24 protein-coding genes are annotated in these 26,059 nt (G+C 70.7%); 18 read left to right on the top strand and 6 right to left on the bottom strand.

The features are described 5' to 3' along the window. Window positions 1–353: 353 nt before the first annotated feature. The 11 genes from A6A29_RS00625 to A6A29_RS00575 are packed head-to-tail and all read left to right on the top strand — an operon-like array spanning window position 354 to window position 11,971. Entirely contained in the window at window positions 354–719 is a 366-nt protein-coding gene (locus tag A6A29_RS00625; protein ID WP_073717921.1) for a hypothetical protein, read from the top strand. Then, complete coding sequence (locus A6A29_RS00620) at window positions 689–1,720, top strand: glycosyltransferase family 2 protein (protein WP_198952963.1); 1,032 nt, start codon at window positions 689–691, stop codon at window positions 1,718–1,720. The genes A6A29_RS00625 and A6A29_RS00620 overlap by 31 nt, the downstream gene beginning before the upstream one ends. Continuing rightward, window positions 1,717–2,835, top strand: coding sequence for a lysylphosphatidylglycerol synthase domain-containing protein (locus tag A6A29_RS00615; RefSeq protein ID WP_079182519.1), 1,119 nt, complete (start codon window positions 1,717–1,719; stop codon window positions 2,833–2,835). Before A6A29_RS00620 ends, A6A29_RS00615 begins: the two co-directional genes overlap by 4 nt. Then, window positions 2,832–4,277, top strand: a complete 1,446-nt coding sequence (locus A6A29_RS00610; protein WP_073717920.1) for an aspartate aminotransferase family protein — start codon at window positions 2,832–2,834, stop codon at window positions 4,275–4,277. The genes A6A29_RS00615 and A6A29_RS00610 overlap by 4 nt, the downstream gene beginning before the upstream one ends. Continuing rightward, window positions 4,268–5,311, top strand: coding sequence for an NAD-dependent epimerase/dehydratase family protein (locus A6A29_RS00605; protein ID WP_073717919.1), 1,044 nt, complete (start codon window positions 4,268–4,270; stop codon window positions 5,309–5,311). The genes A6A29_RS00610 and A6A29_RS00605 overlap by 10 nt, the downstream gene beginning before the upstream one ends. 18 nt (window positions 5,312–5,329) lie before the next feature. Further along, entirely contained in the window at window positions 5,330–6,367 is a 1,038-nt protein-coding gene (locus tag A6A29_RS00600; RefSeq protein ID WP_073717918.1) for a UbiA prenyltransferase family protein, read from the top strand. A gap of 29 nt (window positions 6,368–6,396) precedes the next feature. Beyond that, on the top strand, window positions 6,397–7,428 hold the full coding sequence (locus A6A29_RS00595) for a glycosyltransferase family 2 protein (RefSeq protein ID WP_073717917.1): 1,032 nt from the start codon (window positions 6,397–6,399) through the stop codon (window positions 7,426–7,428). Then, complete coding sequence (locus A6A29_RS00590; protein WP_241838277.1) at window positions 7,425–8,705, top strand: endonuclease/exonuclease/phosphatase family protein; 1,281 nt, start codon at window positions 7,425–7,427, stop codon at window positions 8,703–8,705. The genes A6A29_RS00595 and A6A29_RS00590 overlap by 4 nt, the downstream gene beginning before the upstream one ends. After that, a complete protein-coding gene (locus tag A6A29_RS00585) occupies window positions 8,702–9,859 on the top strand; it encodes a glycosyltransferase family 4 protein (RefSeq protein ID WP_073717916.1) in 1,158 nt (385 codons plus the stop codon). Before A6A29_RS00590 ends, A6A29_RS00585 begins: the two co-directional genes overlap by 4 nt. Further along, window positions 9,856–11,007, top strand: a complete 1,152-nt coding sequence (locus tag A6A29_RS00580) for an endonuclease/exonuclease/phosphatase family protein (RefSeq protein WP_073717915.1) — start codon at window positions 9,856–9,858, stop codon at window positions 11,005–11,007. Before A6A29_RS00585 ends, A6A29_RS00580 begins: the two co-directional genes overlap by 4 nt. Next, window positions 10,964–11,971, top strand: coding sequence for an aldo/keto reductase (locus A6A29_RS00575; RefSeq protein ID WP_073717914.1), 1,008 nt, complete (start codon window positions 10,964–10,966; stop codon window positions 11,969–11,971). Before A6A29_RS00580 ends, A6A29_RS00575 begins: the two co-directional genes overlap by 44 nt. Window positions 11,972–12,214: 243 nt before the next feature. Here the strand turns inward: A6A29_RS00575 and A6A29_RS00570 are convergent, their stop codons facing one another. Then, window positions 12,215–12,979: a GntR family transcriptional regulator gene (locus A6A29_RS00570; protein WP_073717913.1), complete on the bottom strand. Its 765-nt coding sequence runs from the start codon at window positions 12,977–12,979 to the stop codon at window positions 12,215–12,217. Window positions 12,980–13,258: 279 nt separating this feature from the next. Between A6A29_RS00570 and A6A29_RS00565 the strand changes: the two genes are divergently transcribed. From A6A29_RS00565 to A6A29_RS00550, 4 genes are all read left to right on the top strand, one after another. Further along, window positions 13,259–14,557 (top strand): sugar ABC transporter substrate-binding protein, encoded by a 1,299-nt coding sequence (locus tag A6A29_RS00565; RefSeq protein WP_073717912.1) that lies wholly within the window; start codon window positions 13,259–13,261, stop codon window positions 14,555–14,557. Between the two features lie 111 nt (window positions 14,558–14,668). After that, entirely contained in the window at window positions 14,669–15,682 is a 1,014-nt protein-coding gene (locus tag A6A29_RS00560; RefSeq protein WP_073717911.1) for a carbohydrate ABC transporter permease, read from the top strand. Next, complete coding sequence (locus A6A29_RS00555; RefSeq protein WP_073717910.1) at window positions 15,679–16,539, top strand: carbohydrate ABC transporter permease; 861 nt, start codon at window positions 15,679–15,681, stop codon at window positions 16,537–16,539. The genes A6A29_RS00560 and A6A29_RS00555 overlap by 4 nt, the downstream gene beginning before the upstream one ends. A gap of 10 nt (window positions 16,540–16,549) precedes the next feature. Beyond that, the gene (locus A6A29_RS00550; RefSeq protein WP_073717909.1) at window positions 16,550–18,070 is read left to right on the top strand and encodes a glycoside hydrolase family 3 protein; all 1,521 of its coding nucleotides are present in this window, start codon (window positions 16,550–16,552) and stop codon (window positions 18,068–18,070) included. A gap of 154 nt (window positions 18,071–18,224) precedes the next feature. Here A6A29_RS00550 and nagB read toward each other — a convergent pair whose 3' ends face one another. Beyond that, window positions 18,225–19,010 carry a glucosamine-6-phosphate deaminase gene (gene nagB / locus A6A29_RS00545; RefSeq protein WP_073717908.1) on the bottom strand — a complete coding sequence of 262 codons (786 nt, stop codon included), beginning with the start codon at window positions 19,008–19,010 and terminating at the stop codon, window positions 18,225–18,227. A 189-nt stretch (window positions 19,011–19,199) separates the two neighbouring features. Here nagB and A6A29_RS00540 point away from each other — a divergent pair, with 189 nt between their 5' ends. Then, window positions 19,200–20,282 (top strand): SIS domain-containing protein, encoded by a 1,083-nt coding sequence (locus tag A6A29_RS00540; RefSeq protein ID WP_073717907.1) that lies wholly within the window; start codon window positions 19,200–19,202, stop codon window positions 20,280–20,282. Between the two features lie 385 nt (window positions 20,283–20,667). Further along, window positions 20,668–22,134: a sensor histidine kinase gene (locus A6A29_RS00535; RefSeq protein ID WP_073717906.1), complete on the top strand. Its 1,467-nt coding sequence runs from the start codon at window positions 20,668–20,670 to the stop codon at window positions 22,132–22,134. Window positions 22,135–22,339: 205 nt separating this feature from the next. On the opposite strand, the gene A6A29_RS00530 is transcribed toward A6A29_RS00535, so the two are convergent. Both A6A29_RS00530 and A6A29_RS00525 read right to left on the bottom strand, forming a co-directional pair. Continuing rightward, window positions 22,340–22,597 (bottom strand): WhiB family transcriptional regulator, encoded by a 258-nt coding sequence (locus A6A29_RS00530; protein ID WP_003953983.1) that lies wholly within the window; start codon window positions 22,595–22,597, stop codon window positions 22,340–22,342. A gap of 319 nt (window positions 22,598–22,916) precedes the next feature. Further along, window positions 22,917–23,885 carry a diacylglycerol/lipid kinase family protein gene (locus A6A29_RS00525; protein WP_073717905.1) on the bottom strand — a complete coding sequence of 323 codons (969 nt, stop codon included), beginning with the start codon at window positions 23,883–23,885 and terminating at the stop codon, window positions 22,917–22,919. A 158-nt stretch (window positions 23,886–24,043) separates the two neighbouring features. On the opposite strand from A6A29_RS00525, the gene A6A29_RS00520 reads away from it, so the two are divergent. After that, complete coding sequence (locus A6A29_RS00520; protein WP_073717904.1) at window positions 24,044–24,496, top strand: hypothetical protein; 453 nt, start codon at window positions 24,044–24,046, stop codon at window positions 24,494–24,496. A 71-nt stretch (window positions 24,497–24,567) separates the two neighbouring features. Here the strand turns inward: A6A29_RS00520 and A6A29_RS00515 are convergent, their stop codons facing one another. After that, window positions 24,568–25,521 (bottom strand): RNA polymerase sigma factor SigF, encoded by a 954-nt coding sequence (locus tag A6A29_RS00515; RefSeq protein ID WP_385727005.1) that lies wholly within the window; start codon window positions 25,519–25,521, stop codon window positions 24,568–24,570. Beyond that, window positions 25,518–25,931, bottom strand: coding sequence for an anti-sigma regulatory factor (locus A6A29_RS00510; protein ID WP_073718917.1), 414 nt, complete (start codon window positions 25,929–25,931; stop codon window positions 25,518–25,520). Before A6A29_RS00510 ends, A6A29_RS00515 begins: the two co-directional genes overlap by 4 nt. Between the last annotated feature and the right edge of the window lie 128 nt (window positions 25,932–26,059).

The raw sequence follows: 26,059 nt of genomic DNA, 5'->3' as shown, positions 1-26,059 counted from the left end.
GCGGCGGGCGTCGTTCCGCCGCTGGCCTGAAGGTGCCTGGCCGCTCCCTGCCAGCGCGGCATCGCCGCAGGTGTGTGTCGGTGCCCCGGCGTACGCCCGCTGGCAGCGGGCTGCCCCGCAACTCCCTGCCAGGCCGAAAACATGGCCCTCGCGGCGGCCGGGGCGACATGCTCGGCGCCGTCCCCGACATTCACGTGCTGTTATCGAGAAGGAGCCCCCTCATGCGTGCGTTCCGCGCCATGACGCTTCGCCTGTCCGTCGCCTGCGCCGCGGTGACCGTGTCCGCGATCGTGCTCACCTCCGGGCGACTGAACGGCTTCTCCTGGGGGTGACGCCCGGAACCCGCCTCCTCCATGTACCTCGTGACCGCCCTGCTGGTCCGCGCCGGGCCCGAGGGACCTGATCGCCGGGCGGCCGTCGAGCTGGCCGACCGGCTGCGGTCGTACCGCTCCGGGGCATCGCCGCGGGACGGCGGCCCGGCCCACCTCTACGCCACCGCGCGGTCCCTCCGGGCAGTGGCCGCCACGCTCTTCATGGAGTGCCCCGACGCGCTCCACGCCGAACTGGCGGCGCTGGACTTCCTCCTGGGCGTCCTGACCGCCGGGCCGGGGACGGGGGGCTGGCACCTGGTCGCCCTCGGCCGCCCGGACCCGCGCCGATTCCCCGACCGGAAAGGACAAGGACCGACATGTCACGGGACCACCCCACCGTGTCCGTGATCATCCCCAACTACAACTACGAGAAGACCCTGCGCGCCTGCCTGGAATCGGTCTACGCCCAGACCCTGAGCCCGCTCGACGTGGTGGTCGTGGACGACGCCAGCACCGACAACTCACGGGACATCGCCCGGGAGTTCCCCTGCGTCCTGGTGGCCAGCCCGCACAACGGCGGGGTCTCCGCGGCCCGGAACCTGGGTGTCGCCGCGAGCCGCGGGGAGATCCTCTTCTTCCTCGACTCCGACATCGCGCTCGCCCCCGACGCGATCGAGAACGCCGTCACGCTGCTGACCGGCGACCCCGGGACCGGCTGTGTGCACGGCATCCTGGACGCCGAACCGCTCTTCGACGACGGCCCGGTGGAGACCTACCACGTCCTGCACGCGCACTTCTGGCGCCGGCGCAGCGTCGGCGTCGTGGGCACCGCGTTCTTCGCGCTGGCCGCGATCGAGCGCCGGGTCTTCGAACTGACCGGCCCCTTCGACGAGAATCTGCGCGACTCCGAGGACGTGGAGTACAGCGACCGGCTCGCCGCCACCCACCGCATCCGGCTCACGGAGACCGTCGTCGGCCGCCACGACGACGTGGACCGGCTGCTGCCCCTGCTCGCCGAGCAGTACCGCCGCTCCCAACTGCTCATCCCGGTGGCCGCGGTGGAGCGCCGGCGCGGCGGCGGGCTGCGGGCCAACCGCACCGCGGGAGTGCTGGCCGCCGCGCTCGTACCGGCCACGCTCCCGCTGGCCCTGTTCACTCCCTGGCTGCTGCTGGCGCCCCTCGTCTGTGCCGTCGGCTTCGCCGTCGCCGACCCGGGGCTCTCCCGCTTCGTGGCCCGGCGCAAGGGACCGGCGTTCCTCCTCTGGTTCACCGCCGTCCACTTCACCGTGCATCTGGCGCTGGTGCTCGGTGCCGTGCACGGCGGCGTCCGCTGGCTGGTGGACCCCCGCTTCGGGCCCTCCGTACGGCGACGGCGGCGTGAGCGCTCCGAGGCGGCGGTCGCCCCGTGACGGCCTCCCGGCGCACCCGCCTCCTGCGCCTCACCGGTGCCGTCGCCCTCATCGCCGCCGCCTCCTTCGCCGTCGGCGGCTCGCTGCGCGGGGCGGGTGCGGAGGTGGCGGAGGCGTCCGGCAGGCCCGGCGGTGTGTTCCTGCTCCTCGCCGCCCTGCTGGCCAACGCGGCGGGCCTGGTGCTGTCGATGCTGTCGTGGAAGGTGCTCGTCGTGGACGGCGGCCCGGCCGTGCGGACGACGGACGCCGCCCGGATCTTCTTCATCGGCGTCATCAGCAAATTCGTACCGGGACGGATCTGGGGCGTCCTCGCCCACATCCAGCTCGGCAAGGGCATCGGTATCGCGCCCGACCGGATGATCGCCGCCTTCGGGCTCGGCCTCGTGGTCGGGATGACCACCGGCGCCACGGCCGGACTGCTCGTGGCCCCGGCCGCGCTCGGCGTCCGGGCATGGATCTTCGCCCCCCTCGTCCTGCTGGCGGCGGCGGCCGTCGCCCGGCCGGGCTGGGTCAACCGGTCGGTGGCCCTGGTCATGCGGATCGCCCGGCGCCCGGCCGGTGCCGCCGAGGGCTCGCCCCGGGCGATCCGCCGCTCCATCGGCTGGGCCTTCGCCTCCTGGGCGGTCTCCGGCCTGCACCTGTGGGCGCTCGCCGTGCTCTTCGGCGCCCCCGTCCTGAGCTCCCTGGCGGTCTGCGTCGGCGGCTTCGCCCTCGCCACGGTCGCCGGAAGCCTCGCCTTCGTCCTGCCGGACGGCTGGGGAGCCCGCGAACTCGTCCTGCTCGCACCACTGGCCGCGGTCATGCCACCGGCCGCCGCCACGGCCACGGTCATCGCCAGCCGGCTCGTCTGCGTGCTCAGCGAGGTGGCCGCCACCGGCGCGGCCCTGCTCCTGGCCCGCCTCGCGGGCCCGGCCCCGGCCGCACCGGCCCCGACGCCCGTGACTTCCACCGGCCCGGCTTCGACGGCCGCGGCTTCCACCGGCCCGGCCTCCACCACCGTGGCCCCGGCCGCACCGGCCCCGACCGCCCCGGCTCCGACGCCCGCGGCTTTCACCGCTCCCGCTCCCGCCCCCACCGCCTCGCCCCGACCCGCGCTCCAGAAAGGAGCACCGTGACCTCCGACGCACAGCCCCTGCTCACCGTCGACGACTGCGACGACATGCCGCTGCGCCAGGTGCACGACCTGTACCGCTCCCATGTCAACAAGAGCCAGGTGTCCCTGATGACCTCCTTCGGCTTCGGCCGGGAACTCGTCAGCCACGCCGAGGGCTCCTGGATCCACACCCGTGACGGCCGCCGCATCCTCGACTTCACCGGCGGCGTCGGAGTGCTCAACCACGGGCACAACCACCCGCGCATCCTGGCCGTACGCCAACGCTTCCAGGAACAGCGCCGGATGGAGGTCCACAAGACCTACTTCTCGCCGTACGTCGCCGCGCTCGGCCACAACCTCGCCCAACTCCTCCCCGGCGACCTGAACATGTCGTTCTTCCCCAACTCCGGCGCCGAGGCCGTCGAGGGCGCGGTGAAACTCGCGTACAAGTACCACGGCGGGCGCAGAGCGCAGATCCTGCACGCGGACATCAGCTTCCACGGCAAGCTGCTCGGGTCGGGAAGCCTCACCGGCAGCGCACAGAGCACCTTCACCTTTCCCGGCATACCCGGCGTCTCCACCTTCGGCTACGGCGACCTGGACTCCGTGCGCGAGGCGGTCGCCGCCGCCCGTGACGCCAAGGGCCGCTGCGATGTGTACGCGATCCTGATCGAGCCCTTCTCCGCCTCCACCATGACCTGGTGCTCGGAGGAATTCCTGCGCGGGCTGCGGGAGTTGTGCACCGCCGAGAACATCGTCCTGATCTTCGACGAGATCTACACCGGCTGGGGCAAGACCGGCAGCCTCTTCCACTTCATGCGCTATCCCGGACTGCTCCCGGACGTCGTGACGACCTCGAAGTCCTTCGGCGGCGGCAAGTCCTCCATCTCCGCCTTCGTGGCCAGGGAACCCGTCTTCAGAAAGGCGTACGACCATCTCGGCGACGCCATGCTCCAGTCGACCAGCACCACCTACTACGGCTTCGGCGAGGAGACCGCCACCGCCGTCGAGGCGGTCAACATCGCCGTCGAGGACGATTACCCCGCCCGCGCCCGCGCCATCGAGCGGGTCCTCGCCCCCGGTCTCGAACGGCTGCACAAGCAGTACCCGGACATCATCGCGGACGTGCGCGGAGCCGGCGCGCTGTACGGAGTCTTCCTCGACGGCGGCCCGAAGGTCCTCGACCTGGCGGCCAAACTGGCCCCGGGCGGCCTCGCCCGCGACCCGCTGCTCCGCACCAAGGTCATCACCTGCGCCGTGATCAACGCGATGTACCACGACCACGACGTGTACCTGTACTACACGCTCAACGGCAGGAGCCCGCTGGTGGTCGCCCCCTGCCTGGTCGCGGGCCCCGACGAGGTGGAGCTCTTCCTCGACGCCTTCGACAGGACCCTCGCCAAGGGCATGAACCGGCTGCTCGCCGCCTTCTTCAAGGACAAGGCGGTGTCCCGATGGGCCTGAACGTCCTGGTGACCGGCGCGGCCGGCATGCTCGGCTCCCACCTCGTCGCCCGGCTGGCCGCCGACGGGCACCGGGCCACCGGCCTCGACGTCCGGGACGACCCGGCCCCGCCGCCCGGCTCCCGCCACGTGGTGGCCGACATCCGCGACGGCGCGGCGATCGGGCGCGCCCTGGACGGCGCGGACGCCCTCGTGCACTGCGCGGCGGCGCTGCCCAGCTACCCCGCCGACCAGATCCGCTCGGTGACGGTCGAGGGCACCCGTACCGTCCTCGGCGCCGCCCACCGGGCCGGTGTGGAGCGCGTCGTGCACATCTCCTCCACCGCCGTCTACGGGCTGCCCAAACAGGTGCCCACCCCCGAGGAACACCCGCGCGAGCCCGTCGACCCGTACAGCAGGGCGAAGGCCGAAGCGGAGGAGATCTGCGAGGAGTTCCGGGGCCGGGGCATGTGCGTGTCGGTGCTGCGGCCCAAGACGTTCCTCGGACCCGGCCGGATGGGCCTGTTCTCCATGCTCTTCGAATGGGCCGAGGAACGCCGCAACTTCCCCGTCCTGGGCCGCGGCGACGTACGCATCCAGATGTTCGGCATGGACGACCTCGTCGACGCGGTGATGCTCGCGCTCCACGCCGACCCGGAGACCGCCAACGACGTCTACAACCTGGGCGCGGCACGCTTCGGCACCCTGCGGGAGGACTTCCAGGCGGTGCTCGACGCCGCGGGACACGGCAAACGGGTCGTCCCGCTGCCGGCCGCCCCCGCGCTCGCGGCCCTGCGGACGCTGGAACGCGCACGGCTCTCCCCGGTGTACGGACGCCTGCTGTTCAAGCTCCTCGACGACTCGTACGTCGACATCAGCCGTGCGCGGGAACGCCTCGGCTTCAGCCCCGCGCAGTCGAACCAGGACGCCATCCTGCGGACGTACGAGTGGTGGCGCACCCAGCGGCGGGGCAGCGGACCGGCCCCCGGTGCCGGCCGGACCAGCCGCGACCCGTGGCGCCAGGGCGCGCTCGGTCTCGCCAAGGTCTTCTTCTGAAACCCCTGGAGCCTTGCCGTGGACATCACCCAGTCCTCACCCGCGCCCGCGCGGGTGACGGCAGCCCCACCCGGACCACCGGACCTCTCCACTACCCCGACCACCTCACCCGTCCCCACGATTCCCCTCGCCCCGACCACCTCCGCAGCCCCGACAACTTCACCCGCCCCGCGCCGTCGGCCCGCCCGCGATCTGCTCACCCTGCTGCGCCCCGGCCAGTGGGTGAAGAACCTCGTCGTGGTGCCGCTGGCGCTGCTGGACACCCGCCCCCTGAACCCCGCCGGATTCGCGCACATCGCGTGGGCCGTGCTCGGGTTCACGCTCGCCTCCGGCCTCGTCTATGTCGTCAACGACCTCGCCGACCGGGCACGCGACCGGCTGCACCCGGTCAAGCGGCACCGCCCGCTCGCCTCCGGACGGGTCGGCACCGGCGCCGCCGTCACCCTGATCTGCCTCCTCGTCCTGTCGCTCCTCGGCTGGGCGGCGGCGGGCGCCCCGTGGCAGTGGTGGCCCACCGCCCTCTACCTGCTGGTCAGCCTCGCCTACAGCCAGGGCCTCAAGCACGTGCCGCTGGTGGACGCGTTCATCGTGGCGACGGGCTTCGTCCTGCGGCTCGCCCAGGGCTCCCTGGCCGTGGGGCAGCCGGTCTCCGAGTGGCTCGCGCTGTGCGTGTTCTCGCTCTGTCTGATGCTGGCGCTCGGCAAACGACGGCACGAGATGACAGCGGCGGGCCGCGCCCACCGCCCCGCCCTGCGCGGCTACACGCTCGCCTTCCTCGACCACCTCGTCGTGCTCGTCGCCGTACTGACCGCCGTCTCGTACGTGCTCTATGTGCGCGACGACGCGGTCTTCGCCACCGGGGCCCAACTGGTCACTCTGCTCTCGGCGCCCTTCGCGGTCTTCGGACTCGCCCGCTATCTCCAGGTGCTCCTGGTCGAGGACGGCGGCGGCAATCCGGTCCACGCGCTGTTCCGCGACCGGACCATGCTCGTCAACTCCGGCCTGTGGGCGCTGCTCGTCGCCGTCGCGCTGTTCCTCTCCCACCGTTCCGCCTGACCCCTCCGACCGCCCGAAGGTGCGGCCCCATGACCCAGAAGCCACCGTTCGTCTCCGTCGTCATTCCCAACTACAACTACGGCCGGGCCCTGGAACTGTGCCTGCGCGCCGCGCTCGCCCAGACCTACGAGCCCATGGAGGTGCTGCTGATCGACGACTGCAGCACCGACGACTCCGTCGCGGTCGCCGAGGCGTGCGGAGTGCGGGTGATCAGCACCGGCGTCAACAGCGGGGTGGCCACCACCCGCAACACGGGCGCGGCACACGCCCGCGGCGAGATCATCGTCTTCGTCGACTCCGACGTGGCCATGGAACCGGACGCCGTTGCCCAGGCCGTCGCCCTGCTCGGCTCCGACGCCCGCATCGGCGCGGTCTGCGGTACGTACGACGCCGAACCGCTGATCAGGGACAGCCTGATCGAGGAGTACCGCTGCCTCCACCAGTTCTACTGGCTGGCCGAGACGGAAGGGCGCATCGGCACCCTGCACACCGCGATCTGCGCCATGCCGGCCAAGGTCTTCGCCGAGATCGGCCCGTTCAACCCCCGTCTGCGGCACACCGAGGACGGCGACTACGCCGCCCGGATCTGCCGGAGCTACGAGGTCCACAGCTCCACCGCGGTCCGCGGCCGGCACGACCACGACGACACCTGGCGCGTCGTGATGCGCAAGGTCTTCCACCGCACCCGGCTGCACATCCCGCTGTACGTGCGCCGGGGCGACCTCCCCGGCGGCATCGCCACCGGGCCGCGCGCCGGAGCCAGCGTCGCCGCGCTGCTGGCCCTGCTCACCCTGCCCCTGGGCCCGCTCTCCCCGCTCTGGCTCCTGGCGTCCGCCGCCCTGCTCGTGTTCTGCCTGCTGGCGGACAGCGCGCTCTACCGCTTCGTACTGCGGCGGCGCGGGCCCCTGTTCACCGCCTACTTCGCGCTGGCGCACTTCCTGGTCAACGCGGTCATCGCGGCGGGCGCGGGCGTGGGAGTCCTCCAATGGCTCGCCTCCCGGCGCTTCCGCCGGCTCTACGAGCCCGACGAGAGCCCGGGCGCGCTGCGGGCGGCGGCATGACCCGGTCACCCGCGGTCGACTCCCCGAGCGAGGAGGGGGAGAAGCGAGCGGAACGGGAGGGGACGGCAGGCCCCCGGGCCACCGCCACCGACACCGCCCCGGCCACCGACGCTGCCTCCGCCCCGGGCACGGCCACGGACACCGCCCCGCGCACGGCCACGGACCCGGCCACCGGCATCGCCCCCGCACGGCGGGGCCGGCGCCGGGCCGTGCTCCTGCTCGCCGTCGTCGTCGCCTGGACACTGTTCATCGCCGCCCGTACGGCGTTCAGCGGCCGGTGGTGGCTGTGGAACGGGCTCGGACTCGCCCCGCCCCTGGCCCACCTGCTGATCCCGCTCGTCCTGCTGATCCCGGCCGCGCTGGTCGCCCGCCGCCGACGCGTCACCCTCGGCCTCGTCCTGGTCTCCCTGCTCCTCGGGTCGTGGCAGTCCGGCCTCCACCCGGGGGCGCTGCTGCACGGCAGGGACGAGGTGCCCGCCGACGCCCTGCGGGTGGTCAGCTGGAACACCTTCTTCTGGGACCAGGACAGCGACCCGGACGACTTCTACTCCTATCTCAAGTCCCGCCCCGCCGACGTGTATCTCCTCCAGGAGTACCAGAACGCCCGCGACGGGGAACCCGTCCCCATCGACCGGCTCGCCAGGGTCGAGGCCGAGTTCCCCGGCTATCACGTGGCCACCGCGGGGGAGTTCCTGACCCTCTCGCGCTACCCGCTGACCGCCGTGACCGCGCTGCGGCCCGACGGCCTCGCGGCGCCCGACACGGCGTGGGCCGACTACTGGAACATCAGGGCGCTGCGCACGGACCTCACGGTCGGCGGCCGGACCGTCTCCCTCTACAACACGCATCTGCCCGATCTGCTGAACGTGGACCGCAACCCGTTGACCCCCTCGTACCACCGGTCCGTACGGCAGCTGTCCGAGCGGCGGGAGCGGCACTTCGGCGAACTGCGCGCGGACCTGGACGCCAACGAGAACCCGGTGGTGCTCGCGGGTGACATCAACGTGCTGCCCGGTACCGGGGACCTGCGCTGGTTCCGGGGGCTGCGGGACGCGGCGGACGACGGGGACTCGCTGTACCCGGCGACGTTCCCGGTACGCGGTCCGGCGCTGTGGCGGCTCGACTGGGCCTTCGTCTCGCCGGGGATCGACGTACACCGCCATGTCCTGGACGACCCTCCCGCGGACCTCTCCACCCACCGGCTGATCGACCTCCGCCTCTCCCTGCCCGACACCGCCCCCGACTCCGCCCCCGACTCCGACAAGGACCGGTCATGACCAGGCGCGCCGTACGGTCGCCCCGCTTCGACCTGACGATCGTCCTCACCTACTACCTGCCCTACACCAGCGGGCTCACCGAAGTGGCCCGCACCGTCGCCGAGGGACTGGCCGCCCGGGGCCGCCGGGTCGCCGTCGTGGCGGCCCGGCACGACACGGAGCACCCGACGCGCGAGACGGTCCGGGGCGTCGAGGTGTTCCGCGCCCCGGTGGCCGCCCGGATCGGCCGGGGTGTGCTCAGCCCCGGTTTCGCCCCGCTCGCCGGGCGGATCGCCCGCGCCTCCCGGGTGGTCAACATCCATCTGCCCATGCTGGAAGCGGGGTTGGTGGCCCGGCTCGCGGGCGGCACCCCGGTGGTGAGCACCCACCACGACGACGTATGGCTGCCGCCGGGCCGTCTCGCCGCGCTCCAGGTCCCCGTGGTGGACGCCTCGGTGGGGGCCGCGCTGCGCCGCTCCGCCGCCGTCGTCGTCAACAACGTGGACCACGCGGAACACTCGCGCCACTGGCCGCTGATGCGTGGCCGCCGGCTCCTGGCCATCGCCCCGCCCTGCCGGGAGCGCGCGGCGGCGCCCGCCACCTTCCGCGAGAGCACCGGACCGCACTTCGGCTTCCTCGGAAGGATCGCCCCGGAGAAGGGCCTGCACCACCTGGTGGACGCGTTCCGCACCATCACCGACCCCGAGGCACGGCTCCTGATCGCCGGCGACTACTCCAAGGTGGCGGGCGGCAGCGTCGTCGGCGCACTGCGCGCACGGGCCGGGGACGACACCCGTATCCGGTTCACCGGCTTCCTCGCCGACTCGCGGGTCTCGGAGTTCTACGCCTCCCTCGACGCCTTCGCACTGCCCTCCGTGGCCGAGGAGTCGTTCGGCATCTCCCAGGCCGAGGCGATGATGCTCGGTGTCCCCTCGGTCGCCTGCGACGCCCCCGGAATGCGGGTCCCGGTCTCCGAGACGGGCTTCGGACGCCTCTTCCCGCCGAAGGACCCGCACGCCCTGGCGGAGGCACTCCTCGACGTGGCGGCGTACTCGCCCGAGCGCCGGGCGGAGGGCGGGCGCGCCACCCGCGCCCGGTACGGCACGGACAGCTGCCTCGACGCGTACGACGCGCTGTTCCAGGAGGTCGGCGCGGAGCGGAGGGCCACCGTATGACCGCGGACACGGTGCTGTGGGCCGCCGGGGCGTGGGCCGTGTTCCTCGGCGCGCACCTGGTGTTCAACGGCCGGTGGTGGCTGTGGCTGCTGCCCTCGCTGATCCCGCCGCCCGTGTTCGTGGCCGTGCCCGCCGTGCTGCTGCTCCTCACGGCGGGAGTGGCGGGTACGGAGGGAACAGCGGGCCCGGCGGTCACGGCGGCGGCGGTGCTCGCGGCGGGCGCCCTGCTCCTCGGCGCCGGTCAGTCCGGGCTGCTGCCCCGGGCGCTGCTGCCCCGGGCGGTGCCACCCGCCCGGCGGGCGGTACCGCCGGTGCCACCGGCGAACGGCACCGTACGGGTCGTGTCCTGGAACACCCAGCACTGGTGCCAGTCCACCGACCCGGAACCGTTCTACGCCTTCCTGCGCGGCCTGGAGGCCGATGTCTATCTGCTCCAGGAGTACCACCACGACGTGTTCGACGGCAGCTACCGGCTGATCGACGACGAGGCACGGCTGCGGGCGGACTTCCCGGAGCACGGGATCGTCATCGCCAGGGGCCTGGTCACCATGTCGCGGCTGCCGGTCGCCGCGACGGTGGAGACCGCCGCCCGCCGGACCCTCCGGGTCGACCTCACGATGCCCGGCGGCGGTGCGCGGGACCGGCTGCTCTCCACCTTCAACGTGCACATCCCCGTCCAGCTGCGGCTCATCAGTCCGCTGCGCGCGGAGTTCTACCGCGCGGTCCGCGAGCGGGCCGCGGACCGGGCACGGGAATTCGGGGGGCTCGCCCGCGATGTCGCGGGCTGCCCCCATCCGGCGCTGATCGCGGGGGACTTCAACACCACCCCGGCGGTCGGGGACGCCCGGCGTATCGCACGCCTGGGAGCCGACGCCGTACAGCTGGCCGGAAGGTTCTGCCCCACCTCGTGGCAGGTCCGCCCCGGCATGCGCTGGTGGCGGCTGGACTGGGTGCTCACCACGCCCGGCGCCCGGGTGCACCACTACCGCTTCCGCGACCCGCGCGGTCTGTCCGACCACAGCGTTCAAGAGGTGTCCGTCTCCCTCGACGACCTCCGTCACCGGACACCGGACGACATCCGACACCACCACGAAGGAACCGACGATGCGCTACCGCTATCTGGGAAGCACCGGCCTGCGGGTCAGTGAACTGTGCCTGGGCGCCATGACGTTCGGCAGAGAGGCCGACGAGACCACCTCGCACGCGATGCTGGACCGCTTCACCGAGGCGGGCGGTACCTTCGTGGACACCGCCGACATCTACTCGGCCGGTGCCTCGGAGGAGATCCTCGGGCGCTGGCTCAAGCACCGGCGCCGCGAGGACATCGTGGTCGCCACCAAGGTGCGCTACGGCACCGGGGAGGGCCCCAACGACCGGGGGCTGGGACGCAATCACCTCATCGCCGGGGTGGAGGCCAGCCTGCGGCGGCTGGGGACCGACCACATCGACCTGTACCAGGTGCACGCCTGGGACCCCGGAACCCCGCTGGAGGAGACCCTCGCCACGCTGGACTCCCTGGTCACCTCCGGCAAGGTGCGCTACATCGGGGCGAGCAACTTCTCCGGCTGGCAGCTCCAGAAGGCCATCGACCTCTCCCGGCTGCACGGCTGGGAACCCTTCACCAGCCTCCAGCCGCTCTACAACCTGCTGGACCGGTCCGCCGAATGGGAGCTGATCGAGGTCAGCCGCAACGAGGGGCTCGGGGTCATTCCCTGGAGCCCGCTGCGCGGCGGCTGGCTGAGCGGCGCCATCCGGCGCGGTGCGACGGCGCCGCCGAGCGGCACCCGGGTGGAGACCGCCGAGCGGCTGGGCTGGGGCGAGTCATGGAGCGCCTACAAGGACGAACGCACCTGGCGGGTGCTGGACGCGCTGCACGAGGTGGCGGGACGCACCGGTCTGGCGGCGGCTCAGGTGGCCATCGCCTGGCTGCTCGGCAGGCCGGGGGTGACGGCGCCGATCGTCGGGGCGCGCACGCTGGAGCAGTTGGAGAGCAACCTGGGGGCCGCCGGTCTCGACCTGGAGGCGGCCGACGCGGCGCGGCTGACCGAGGCGAGTGAGCAGGCGCTGCCGTATCCGTACAGCGTGATCGAGACGGACCCGGAACGGCGCTGACGCGGTCCCGTACGCCTACCCGTACGCACACGGTCCCGCATGCACGCGGTCCCGTAGGCGTACCCGCACGGGCCCGTACGCGTACCCGCGCACACACGGTCCCGTACGCGTAGAAGTACGCATATCGTCCCGTACGCGCAGAAGTACGCACGCGGGCCCGAACACAGGAAAATGCGGCGGTCGGGGGAGTGCCCCGACCGCCGCACCTGTCCGTCGTCCGACCCCCACCGGGGGCGGACTGCCTCAGTCCGTGGGCCGCTTCAGCCTGGCGACGAACTTGTACCGGTCGCCGCGGTACACCGAGCGCACCCACTCCACCGGTTCGCCCTGCCCGTCGATCGAGTGACGGGACAGCATCAGCATCGGAAGACCCACGTCCGTACCGAGCAGACCCGCCTCGCGCGGTGTGGCCAGCGAGGTCTCGATGGTCTCCTCGGCCTCGGCCAGCCGGACGTCGTACACCTCGGCGAGCGCGGTGTAGAGCGAGGTGTACTTCACCAGCGAACGGCGCAGCGCCGGGAAGCGTTTGGCCGAAAGGTGTGTGGTCTCGATCGCCATCGGCTCGCCGCTGGCCAGCCGCAGACGCTCGATCCGCAGCACCCGTCCGCCCGCCGTGATGTCCAGCAGACCGGCGAGCGTGTCGTCGGCCGTGACATAGCCGATGTCCAGCAACTGAGACGTCGGCTCCAGTCCCTGGGCACGCATGTCCTCGGTGTACGAGGTCAGTTGGAGCGCCTGGGAGACCTTCGGCTTGGCGACGAAGGTGCCTTTGCCCTGAATGCGCTCCAGCCGGCCCTCGACCACCAGCTCCTGGAGAGCCTGGCGCACGGTGGTGCGCGAGGTGTCGAATTCGGCGGCCAGGGTGCGTTCGGGCGGCACTGGTGTACCCGGTGGCAGGGTGTCGGTCATGTCGAGGAGATGCCGCTTGAGCCGGTAGTACTTCGGTACGCGCGCTGTGCGTGTTCCTGCACCGGTCTCGTTCCCCGAACTGCCCCCGTCGGCGCCCATGGCCCGCCTTCCCGACTGCTGCGTTGCTGCCGTCACCGGCTCCTCCGTCTGTCGCGGCTCACATGGTGGCACGGTCCCGTCACGGGTCCTCGCCCTCCCTTAGGTGTCGGTCCTATAACGGACGCGAGTGCACTTCTTATACACCCTTGACACCCCTAAAGGTCTAGGCCAAGCTCCCGGTACTGGTCTAAACCATTAAAGACCAGGTCCAGCCCCAGCAGTACTCGTCGAATGTCTTCGCGGTGGGCGGGGTTGCAGCATCCCTGAGGAGGGTTTGGCGTGAAGCGCAAGCTCATCGCGGCGATCGGCGTCGCGGGCATGTTGGTTTCGATTGCGGCATGCGGATCCGACGACAAAGCATCGTCGCAGGACCCGAAGGACCGCAAGGAGAACCTGACGGTCTGGCTGATGGGCGACGCCCAGTCGACCTGGCCGGAACTCGTCAAGGACGTCAACGCCCAGTTCAAGAAGAAGTACCCCGGCGTCACCGTCAAGATTCAGTATCAGCAGTGGGCCGACAAGGTCAAGAAGCTTGACACCTCCCTCGGTGGCGACAAGTTCCCGGACGTTGTCGAGCTCGGCAACACCGAGACCATGCAGTACATCCTCAACGGTGCGCTCGCGGAGATCGACCCCAAGAAGTACGAGAACTCGGACACCTGGATCAAGGGTCTGAAGGACACGTGTGCCTTCGAGGGCAAGAGCTACTGCGTCCCCTACTACGCCAGTGCCCGTCTGGCCGTCTACAACAAGGACATGCTGAAGGCCGGCACCGGCAGCGACGTCCTCCCGCAGACGGAGGACGAGTTCCTCAAGGCCATGGACAAGGTCTCGGCCGAGCTGGCCAAGAAGGACAAGCGCGCCTCGTCCCTCTACTACCCGGGCCGTTACTGGTACGCCGCCATGTCCTACGTCGCGGCCACCGGTGGGCAGATAGCCAAGTACGACGAGGGCGCCAAGGAGTGGAAGGCCACTCTCTCCACGCCCGAGGCGCAGCGCGGCATCACCCACTACATCGACCTGATCAAGAAGTACAACAAGGCCGACCAGACGAAGGACGAGCAGGACCACGCCAACGTCATGGCCAACGAGAAGGCCGCGGTCATCTATGGCCAGGCATGGGAGGCCGGCAGCGTCACCACGGGCGAGAACGGCAACCCGAAGCTCGAAGGCAAGATCGCCACGGCCGGTATGCCCGGCCCGGACGGCAAGGCGCTCCCGTCCTTCATCGGCGGCTCGGACCTGGCGGTCATCTCCAAGTCCAAGGTCCAGGACCTCGGCGAGGAGTGGATCTCCCTCTTCACCAACGCGAAGTCCATGGACGTCCTCGCGTCGAAGAACATCCTCCCCAACAACGAGAAGCAGCTTGAGCCGCTGAAGGCCAAGCCGGAGACGGCCGCCATCGCCAACGCGGTGCCGGACGCCTGGTTCACGCCGATCGCCCCGGGCTGGGCCTCGGTCGAGAAGGAGGAGATCCTGGAGAACCTGCTCCTGGAGATCCTCAAGGGCAAGTCCGTCGCCGACGCCACCAAGAAGGCCGACGGCGAGATCAACGCTCTGATCAACAAGAAGGCCTGAGCCTTCTGATCGCCGGACGGGGGCCCGGCACTGCGCCGGGCCCCCGCTCCTTCAGCTCAAGAACGCCGTGATTTCCGGGGGTTGCCTCGGACCGCGATGGAAGGTCGCCACGTGACTGCCGCCGACACCAAGGCCGCCGGGCCACCGGTCTCCCCAACACGTGATCCCCAAGTGACCGGGCCCCGGCTGTCCGACGAGGACGGCACCGGGCCCCGTGAACAGAAGAGGAAGCGGAAGAAGGGTGCACTCCTCCCCTACTTCCTGATCCTCCCGGCGATCGTGGCGATCGCCGCCGTCTACCTCTACCCGCTCGGCAAGACCGTCATCATGTCCTTCCAGGACATGGGCCGTCGGGAACTGTGGTCCGGCGAACCCGCTCCGTGGGTCGGCCTGGAACAGTTCACCAACATCCTCGGCGACTCCGAGTTCTGGTGGGTCACCTTCCGCACCGTGGTCTTCATGGCCGTCTGTGTGACGCTGACGATGGCCATCGGCCTCCTGGTGTCCCTCCTGATGCGCCGGCTGTCGACCTGGGTCAGGCTCGTGCTGACCTTCTGCCTGATCGCGGCCTGGTCCATGCCGCTGATGGTCGCGGCCTCGATCTTCCGCTTCATGGCCGACTCCGACTACGGCCTGATCAACACCATGATCGCCAAGGTCGTCGGCGAGGACTTCCTCGGCCACAACTGGTACCTGAACCCGCTTCAGGGCTTCACGATCATCGCCATCCTGGTCGTGTGGGGCGCCATTCCGTTCGTCGTCGTCACCCTGTACGCCGCCCTCACCCAGGTCCCCCAGGAACTGGAAGAGGCCGCCTCGCTCGACGGCGCCAGCGGCTACGGCGTCTACAAGTACGTCACCTGGCCGGTCATCAAGCCGGTCTTCACCATGGTGGCCACGCTCTCCGTGATCTGGGACTTCAACGTCTTCGGCCAGATCTGGCTGCTGCGCGGAAACAAGCCCGAGCCGGAGTACGAGACCCTCGGCCTCTACTCCTACTCCAAGGCGTTCGAGTCCACTTCCTTCAGTCAGGGCACCGCGATCGCCCTGATCACGGTGCTGCTGCTGTCCGGCGTGGCCGTGTACTACCTGCGCCAGCTCATGAAGACGGGAGAGGTCGAATGAGCTCCACGACCGACACACAGACACTTCGCCCGGACCGCAAGAAGAGCCGGCTCGGCTTCGACGTCCTCGGCCTCGGCATTTCCCTGGTCATGGTCTTCCCGGTCTACTGGCTGGTCGTCAGCGCCCTGCGGCCCAACCGCGAGATCCGCTCCTACGACCAGACGCTGTGGCCCTCGTCGATCACCTTCGACAACTTCGTACGGGCCACCGAGCAGCCGAACTTCGGCACCGCGATCCAGTCGAGCCTCATCGTCTCGATCACCGCCGTGGTCGGCGGCATGATCATCGCGACCCTGGCGGCGCTGGCCATCGGCCGCTTCCGCTTCTTCGGCCGCAAGGCCCTGGTCCTGATCATGATCCTGGTCCAGATGCTGCCGCCGACCGCGATGCTCATCCCGATCTACGCCCAGCTCAACGCCATGGGCGGCATCGACGAGTACTGGGGCCTGATCGTCGTCTACCTGGTCTCCACGCTGCCCTTCGCGACCATCATGATCCGCGGCTTCGTCGTGAACATCCCGGTGGAGCTGGAGGAGTCCGCGATGGTGGACGGCTGCACCCGCTTCGGTGCCTTCCGCCGCGTGATCTTCCCGCTGCTCGCGCCCGGCCTCGCCGCCGCGTCGATCTTCGCCCTGGTCAACGCGTGGAACGAGTACCTCTTCGCGTACATCCTGATCAACGACAACTCCAAGTACACGCTGAACGTCTGGCTGATGACGTTCACGACCGAGCGCGGGACGGACTACGGCGCGCTGATGGCGGCCTCGACCATGATCGCCCTGCCGGTCGTCGTGTTCTTCATGTTCATCCAGCGGAAGATGGCCGCTGGCCTCACTTCCGGCGCCGTGAAGGGATAGTGCGGGCCTCATGACCACCCTCGTTTCCACTACGGACACCCTGACGCGGGACGCGCTCGCCGTCCTGCAGCCCGGGTTCACCGGCACCACCGCCCCGGACTGGGTCCTGCGCCGGGTCGGCGAAGGGCTCGCCGCCGTCGCCCTGTTCGGCCGCAACATCCAGACGCCCGAGCAGGTCGCCGCGCTCACCGCCCAGCTGCGGGCCGAGCGCGAGGACGTCCTCGTCGCGATCGACGAGGAGGGCGGTGACGTCACCCGGCTGGAGGTCCGGCAGGGTTCCTCGTTCCCCGGCAACCTCGCCCTCGGCGCGGTCGACGATGTGCACCTGACCCGCGCCGTCGCCCAGGAGCTGGGCCGCCGGCTCGCCGAGTGCGGCGTCAACCTCAACTGGGCGCCGTCCGCCGACGCCAACTCCGACCCGGGCAACCCGGTCATCGGCGTCCGTTCCTTCGGGGCCGACCCCCGCCTCGTCGCCCGGCACACGGCCGCGTACATCGAGGGCCTCCAGGCCGCCGGTGTCGCCGCCTGCACCAAGCACTTCCCGGGGCACGGCGACACCGCGGTCGACTCGCACCACGCGATGCCCCGCATCGACGTGGACCTGGAGACCCTGCACGCCCGTGAGCTGGTGCCCTTCCGGGCGGCCATCGCGGCGGGGTCCAAGTCCGTGATGACCGCGCACATCCTGCTCGCCGCACTCGACGCCGAGCGTCCCGCGACGGTGAGCCCGCAGATCCTCACCGGTCTGCTGCGCGAGGAGCTGGGATACGACGGCCTGATCGTCACCGACGCCGTGGAGATGCAGGCCATCGCCTCGACGTACGGCATCGCCCGAGGCTCCGTCCTCGCGATCGCCGCGGGCGCCGACGCCCTGTGCGTCGGCGGCGGGCTGGAGGACGAGCCCACGGTCCTGCTGCTGCGCGACGCGCTGGTCGACGCGGTACGCAGCGGCGAACTGGCCGAGGAGCGGCTCGCCGACGCGGCCGCACGGGTACGTGCCCTCGCGTCCTGGACGCAGCGTGCGCGGGGGGCTGTCACGGAGCAGGGCGCGGCAACGCAGGAGGGGATCGCGCCCGGCACCGGAGTCAGCTCCGACATCGGTCTGGTGGCGGCCCGCCGCGCCGTCCAGGTGACCGGCACGGGCGAGCGGCTGACCGGGCCGGCCTATGTGGCCGAGTTCAACCCGGCGCCCAACATCGCGGTCGGCAACGAGACCCCGTGGGGCCTCGCCACCGACCTGCGCAGGCTGCTGCCCGGTACCGAGAGCGGCACCTACGGCAGCGACAGCGTGACGGCGGCGGCCGATGTGCTGAGCGCCGCGGGGGAGCGGCGCATCGTGGCCGTCGTCCGCGACGCCCACCGGCACGACTGGATGGCCGCGGCGCTCGACGCGCTGGTGGCGGCTCGTCCCGACACGATCGTGGTCGAGATGGGCCTCCCGCAGTCGGAGCCGCGGGGATCGCTGTACGTGGCCACCCACGGTGCGTCCCGGGTCTGCGGCCAGGCGGCGGCGGAGGCCGTCACGGCCTGACCGGACGTCGGGCCCGGGTGCAGGCGCGGACGGGCCCGCACCGCCGGCCCGTCCGGCGATCGAGGGCAACGCCTCTCGCCGGACGGGTGTACGTACGACGGAGGGCCGGGACACCCCAGGGTGTCCCGGCCCTCCGTCGTGCTGCGGGGATCGGCTAGATGCCCTGCCACGCGGGCTTCGCCGCGAACGTGGCGCGGAAGTAGTCCGCGAGCTTCAGCTTCGACGCGGCCGCCTCGTCGACGACCACGGTCGCGTGCGGATGCAGCTGCAGCGCGGAGGCGGGCACGATCGAGGCGACCGGTCCCTCCACCGTCTGGGCCACGGCCTCGGCCTTGCCCTCACCGGTGGCCAGCAGGATGGGGTGCCGGGATTCCAGGATGGTGCCGATGCCCTGGGTGATCACGTGGTGCGGCACCTGCGCGATGTCGTTGTCGAAGAAGCGCGCGTTGTCGACCCGGGTCTGCTCGGTCAGCGTCTTGATCCGGGTACGGGAGGCCAGCGAGGAGCACGGCTCGTTGAAGCCGATGTGCCCGTCGGTGCCGATGCCGAGGAGCTGGAGGTCGACCCCGCCGGCCGCGGCGAGCGCCTTGTCGTACGCCTCGCAGGCGGCCTGGACGTCCTCGGCGGAGCCGTCGGGGCCCATGAAGGACGCCTCGGACAGACCGAGCGGCTCGACGACCTCGCGCAGCACCACGGAGCGGTACGACTCGGGGTGGCCCGAGGGCAGCCCGACGTATTCGTCCAGCTGGCAGATGCGGGCGCGCGAGGCGTCCACCGCACCGGAGCGGACCTTGGCCGCGAGCGCCTGGTAGATGGGCAGCGGGGTGGAGCCGGTGGCGACGCCGAGCAGGGCGTCGGGCTTGCGGCTCAGCAGGGCGCCGATGGCCTCCGCGATGAGTTCGCCGCCTGCCTTGGCATCCGGGACGATGACAACTTCCACGCTGTGCCTGCCGATCTGAAGAGTGGTGGAGTCATGTGGTATAGACCAATCAAAATACCAATCTAGCAGAACGCGGCATCCGTGAGGTGAACCGTTCAGTCCCTGGTCCTCCCGTGCGGCCCGGTGGCGGGTGCCCGTGCCACCGTGGTCGACTTGTCCCCAGCGACGACACCGCAGGGAGGCACCCATATGTCCGCCACCTTTTCGGCCGTGCGGGACGGCGGGGGCGAACGGCCCGGCCGGATCATGTCCGGCGAGATGGCCGAGCAGCCCGCGATGCTGCGGCGCATCCTCGACCGCGGTGCCCCCGGGATCCGCGAGGTGGCCGCCGAGATCGCCGCCAGGAAGCCCCGCTTCGTCCTGCTCACCGCCCGCGGTACGTCGGACAACGCGGCGCTCTACGCGAAGTATCTGCTGGAGATCCGGCTCGGTCTGCCCTGCGGTCTGGCGTCGATGTCCACCACGACGGCGTACGGGGCCAAGCCCGACCTCACGGACGTCCTGGTCATCACCGTCAGCCAGTCGGGCGGCTCGCCGGATCTGGTGGCCTCCACGACGGCGGCCCGGGAGGCGGGAGCGGTCACCCTCGCCGTCACCAACAACCCGGACTCCGCGCTGGCCGCGGTCTCCGAGTACCACATCGACATCCTCGCCGGCCCGGAGAAGGCCCTGCCGGCGACCAAGACGTACACCGCGTCCCTGCTGTCCCTCTACCTCTTCGTGGAGGGCCTGGGCGGTCGCGACGGCGCGTCGGCCGCCGCCGTCCTGCCCGAGCTGGCCGAGGCGGTCCTGGGGCGCCGGGACGAGGTCAAGGCGCTGGCCTCGCGCTACCGCTTCGCCGAACGCATGGTCATCACCTCGCGCGGCTACGGCTACCCGACGGCCAAGGAGGCGGCCCTGAAGCTGATGGAGACCAGCTACATCCCCGCGCTCTCCTACTCCGGCGCCGACCTGCTGCACGGTCCGCTCGCGATGGTCGACAACATCTCCCCGGTGATCGCGGTGGTCACCGACGGCCGGGGCGGAGTCGCCCTGCAGCCGGTCCTGGACCGGCTGCGCGGACGCGGCGCCGACCTGTTCGTGGTCGGCCCGAAGGCCCAGGTGGACGCGGCCTCGGCGGGCTTCGTGCTGCCGACGGCGGGGGTGGCGGAGGAGCTCCAGCCGATCCTGGAGATCCTGCCGCTGCAGATGCTGGCGTACGAGGTGACGATCGCCCGCGGTCAGGACCCGGACGCGCCGCGCGCCCTCGCCAAGGTCACCGAGACCCACTGAACTCCGGGCCCGCCAGGGAGCCCGGCCCCGAAAACACCCGCGGGCCGCGGCGCCGCGACGGGACCCTCAGCCCGTCCGGCACCGCAGCCCGGAGCTACCTGGCCGGCGGTGTGCGGTGCCTCCGGCCGATGGAGGCACCGGCGCAGTCAGGGCAGAGAGCGCCGGGTGCCTCGTTCCGCTCTCCTGTGCGGGGAGAGCGGAGGTTCTTGTCCTGAGCATTGTGGACTAGACCAATTGCCCGTGTCTATCCATGGGACAGACATTTTCCGTCGCACTTCCCGGCCACACTTCTTGGCCGTACTTCCCCTCCACCACCGCACGGGGCGGCGGCCGATCGGTTCGGAACCTCTCGGTATCCACGGGTACGCTCGCACACGTGCCCTCCATGAACGACCTCGTCCGCCAGCACACAGCCCTGAGTGACACCGACCTCGAGTGGCTCCATCTGCTGGTCTCGGAGTGGCAACTGCTCTCCGACCTGTCCTTCGCCGACCTCGTCCTGTGGGTTCCGACCCGCGACGGGACCCGCTATGTGTCCGTGGCGCAGATGCGGCCCAACACCGGCCCCACCTCCTACCAGGACGACATGGTCGGTCATCTGGTGCCGCGCGGACGCCGTCCGCTGCTGGACGCCGCCCTGGACGAGGGCCGGATCGTGCGCGAGGGCGATCCGGAGTGGCGCGAGGAGGTGCCGGTACGGGTCGAGTCCATCCCCGTACGCCGTGAGGGCCGGGTCCTCGGCGTCATCGCCCGCAACACCAACCTCCTCACCGTCCGTACGCCCTCCCGGCTGGAGCTCACCTATCTCCAGTCCGCCTCCGACCTGGCCCAGATGATCGCCGCCGGGTCCTTCCCCTTCCCCGGCCAGCAGGTCGACATGGACGCATCCCCGCGCGTCGGCGACGGCCTGATCAGGCTCGATGCCGACGGGGTCGTCCAGTACGCGAGCCCCAACGGCCTCTCCGCGTACCACCGCCTCGGTCTCGCCTCCGACCTCGTCGGCCACCACCTCGGCACGACCACCGCCGAGCTCGCCCCGTCCCGGGGCCCGGTGGACGAGGCGCTGGTCAAGGTGGCCAGCGGTTACGCGCCCCGCGAGTTCGAGGTCGAGTGCGCCGGCGGTGTCATCCAGCTCCGGGCCATTCCGCTCAAACCCAAGGGGGTGCGCATCGGTTCGCTGGTCCTGCTGCGGGACGTCACCGAACTGCGCCGCCGCGAGCGGGAGTTGATCACCAAGGACGCCACCATCCGGGAGATCCACCACCGGGTGAAGAACAACCTCCAGACGGTGGCCGCCCTGTTGCGGCTCCAGGCGCGCCGGATGGACTCGGAGCAGGGCCGCGAGGCGCTCAACGAGGCGGTACGGCGCGTCGGTTCGATCGCGATCGTCCATGAGACGCTGTCCCAGAATCTGGACGAGCGGGTCGAGTTCGACGAGATCGCCGACCGGGTCATCGCGATGGTCGCCGAGATCTCCCCGGGCAAGGTCACCTGCCGCCGTACGGGACGCTTCGGCATACTCGATGCGGAAGTTGCCACTCCGCTCTCGATGGTCCTCACGGAGGTCCTGCAGAACGCCCTGGAGCACGCGTTCACCGTGGCCGAACACGGCACGGTGGAAGTCTCGGCGGTACGGGGCGGATCGCCCACCGAGGGCCGGCTGCTGATCACCGTCTCCGACGACGGGCGCGGTCTGCCCGAGGGGTTCGACCCGCAGCGGGCCGGAAATCTGGGGCTCCAGATCGTGCGGACGCTGGTGGAGGGTGAGTTGGGCGGCACCTTCGGCATGGTTCCGGGACCGGAGCGCGGCACCCAGGTGGTGCTGGACCTTCCGGTGCGGGGCGACAAGTAGCCGACGCGCACGGTCCGGCACCGCGGCGGGCGCCGCGCGCCGACCGCGCAGCACAGTGGGCCCGGACCGTGGTGACGGTCCGGGCCCACTGTGTACTGCTTACGTTGCGATGCGCTTCGGGGGTACTGCGCGCTGCGACTCGAAGGCGGGGCTGTGCGTACGCTCTGTACGCGCCGCCGGGCTGAGGCTCGTCGCGGGGGGTCGGTCAGGCGCTGGCGTTACGCGCCCGATTGCGAGCGGCACGGCGCTTCATCGCGCGGCGCTCGTCCTCGCTGAGGCCACCCCAGACGCCGGAGTCCTGGCCGGACTCGAGCGCCCACTGCAGGCACTGCTCCATGACGGGGCAGCGACGGCAGACGGCCTTGGCTTCCTCGATCTGCAGCAGCGCAGGACCGGTGTTGCCGATGGGGAAGAACAGCTCCGGGTCTTCCTCACGACAAACGGCGTTGTGACGCCAGTCCATGGCTGCTACCTCTCCTTGGTATTACATGCTTGTTGCTTGTGAATGTGAACGCTTTCACGAATCCCCCCGCAGATGACGGGCCGACTCCCAGGAGAACTGGATGTGGTCTGTGAGGTGAGGAGGGGTTCTGGCTCTCAGTGGAGGCCGGTGTTGCGGGCCGTCCCGATCGCCATGTAGAGATTCGCAAACCTCGGCGACGGATACAACCCCTTCTGGAAAGTTTTTTTTGATTCCTCGGTGTCGGCTAGGTCACAGCCGTACTTCTAAGGGGTGGGGGACAGCCCAAACGTTCGAGTTAAAGGACTTTAGGCCCTTCCACTCACACAATCACACGCAGTGCACGGCGTACGCCTGTGAACGTCACGCTCGTACGCAGTCCCAGGTGGTCGCCGTCCATCTGGAAGGGCAGTGGAGCCTTTGAATGCAAGGTGAAGTCCGTGAGGTCATGAAGTGAAATTGCGTGCTTCCCGTGTGGGCCCTTCTCGGGGCTCGAAGTGAGCAGCTGAGTGGCGTAGCGGGTCACCGCGGGAGTGGAAAGGCGCTTCAGGCCGAGGACGTCCAGGGCGGTGTCGAAGGACGCCTTCGGGGACGCGTATATCGGGCGATTGCCCAGGTAGGTCCAGGGGGCGGTGTTGCAGATTATGGACAGCGCGAGGTCGGTGACCGGCTCCTGGCCGGGAATGTCCAGCGTGATCATCCCGTGCCGCCGGTGCGGCTCCTCAAGGAACTGCCGCACCACCTGGCGTACGTACAGGGCATGGGTGGACCGTCTGCCCCGCTCGCGCTGCTGTTCGACCCGGCCGATGACTCCCGCGTCGAAACCGAGCCCGGCACAGAAAGTGAACCAGCGTTCCGGAACGGCTTCGTCCGCCGTGCCCGGGGTGCCGGCCGCCAGCCCCAGGCCGACCGTGCGCTCGCTCCGCTGCTCCAGTGCGTCCAGAATCGCGCCGGTCGCCTCCACGGCGTCATTGGGCAGTCCCAGGGCGCGCGCGAAGACATTGGTGGAGCCGCCGGGAACCACCGCGAGCTTCGGCAGGCTGTCCACATCGGGGCCCTTGTGCAGCAGCCCGTTCACGACCTCGTTGACCGTCCCGTCGCCGCCCAGGGCGACCACCAGATCGATGTCGTCGCTGTCCGCGGCCCGGCGCCCGAGGTCCTGGGCGTGCCCGCGGTACTCGGTGGTCACCGCTTCCAGCTTCATCTCGCTCGCCAGTGCGTGAATGAGCACGTCACGGGTCCGCGCACTGGTGGTGGTGGCAGCTGGGTTGACCACGAGGAGTGCGCGCATGCCCGCCAGAGTACCTACCGGGTGGTACCGCCCTGTAGTCCGGATCCGTTGCGTTCGCCTTCGTCACGCTCTGTGAACGGTCCGGGTCTCGGCCCCCGGACCCGCCGCCCCGTACCCCGGCTTCGCTTTCACCGCCCGGGGATGCCAACCTGAGAGGCGTGAGTACTCAGCAGAACACGCCCTCTTCGCCCCCTCCGGCCACCGGGGAGAAGCCGGGCAGGATCGCCGTCCTCGCCGGACTCAACGCCCTCGAAGGGGCGGCACTCGTCATCGGCGGGATCTACATGCTGGTCATGGGGGTGCTCGGCCGGCCCGAGAGCCCCCAGCAGGCGGAGACCGGCGGGGTCACCCTCATCGCGCTCGGCCTGATTCCGCTGTTCGCCGCCCGCGGGCTGCTGCTGCGGCGCGCCTGGAGCCGGGGGCCCGCGCTCGTCACACAGCTCATGGCGCTGCCGGTGGCCTGGACGCTGCTGCGGGCCCAGGGTGCGCTGATCCCCACCGGGATCGTCCTGGCCGCGGTCGCCGTGACCGGTCTCGTGCTCGTGCTGAACCCGGCGACCAGCCGGGAGCTGGGCATCCGCCGGGGGCCGCGTACGACCCCCGACGCCTGACCCACCACGACCGACAGGCCGCGTTCGCCACCGCTCCGGCGGCCCGTTCCGGGCGGTCTTCGCTGTCGGCCCTACTCCTCCACGAGCAGGCGCTCGCGCAACTGGGCGAGCGTGCGGGCCAGCAGCCGCGAGACATGCATCTGCGAGATGCCGACCTCCTGCGCGATCTGCGACTGGGTCATGTTCCCGAAGAAGCGCAGCAGCAGAATGCGCTTCTCGCGCGGCGGCAGGTCCTCCAGCAGCGGCTTCAGCGACTCCCGGTACTCGACGCCCTCCAGCGCCTCGTCCTCGGAGCCCAGGGTGTCCGCGACCGCGGGCGACTCGTCGTCCGTGTCCGGGACGTCCAGCGACAGGGTGCTGTAGGCGTTGGCCGATTCCAGACCCTCCAGCACCTCTTCCTCGGAGATGCCCAGGCGCTCCGCCAGCTCGTGCACGGTCGGTGAGCGGCCGTGCTGCTGGGAGAGCTCCGCGGTCGCCGTGGTCAGCGAGAGCCGCAGCTCCTGGAGGCGGCGCGGCACCCGCACCGCCCAGCCCTTGTCGCGGAAGTGGCGCTTGATCTCGCCGACGACGGTGGGAGTCGCGTACGTCGAGAACTCCACGCCACGGTCCGGGTCGAACCGGTCCACCGACTTGATGAGCCCGATCGTGGCGACCTGGGTCAGGTCGTCCAGCGGCTCGCCCCGGTTGCGGAAGCGGCGGGCCAGATGCTCCACGAGCGGCAGATGCATCCGGACCAGCCGATTGCGCAGCTCCGCCTTCTCGGCCGAGCCGTCGGGCAGCTCCCGCAGCTCGATGAACAGGGCCCGCGCCCCGCTGCGGTCGTGTGGATCGTGGTGCCCGTGCTCGCTCATCTGGACCGCCCGCTCTGCCTGCGACTGCTCCACCGCGACCGTACGGCTCTCGGACCCGTCCGCTCCGTCCACCGGATGCGGCCGGGCCTGTTGCTCCGGGATGCCTGCTGGGCGCACCACCCCGGGTCGGATCGTCTCGTCCCGCACAGGACCGTCCCCGTTCCCGTCGCTCACGCCGGCCCGGGGCCCGCGCCGCGTTGCTTGTAGAGGCTGATGCTGACCGTACGGTCTTCGGCGACCGTGGAGTCGACCTTTCCGGCCAGTGCGGAGAGCACCGTCCAGGCGAAGGTGTCACGCTCGGGCGCGCGGCCGTCCGTCGTGGGGGCCGACACCGTCACCTCAAGAGAGTCGTCGACGAGACGGAACACACAGCTGAGGACGGAACCCGGCACGGCCTGCTGAAGCAGGATCGCGCAGGCCTCGTCGACCGCGATGCGAAGATCCTCGATCTCGTCGAGAGTGAAGTCCAAACGCGCTGCGAGACCGGCCGTGGCCGTTCGCAGCACCGACAGGTAGGCACCCGCAGCGGGCAGCCGGACCTCTACGAAGTCCTGATTCCCGGGCTCGCCTGCGATCTGGGACACCCTCACCTCCAAGGTGGCACAAACTCTTTCGAGGTTCCGGGAGAAGTGGCCCGGAGCCATGCGGTCCGTCGTCGGTTCTTGGCTCGGCGACGCTATCGCGAACCATGATGCCGTGTCGCCAGGACCCC

It is taken from the genome of Streptomyces sp. TSRI0281 (genome assembly GCF_001905125.1).
Lineage (GTDB): Bacteria > Actinomycetota > Actinomycetes > Streptomycetales > Streptomycetaceae > Streptomyces.
This window is presented reverse-complemented; position numbering and strand designations above follow the sequence as displayed.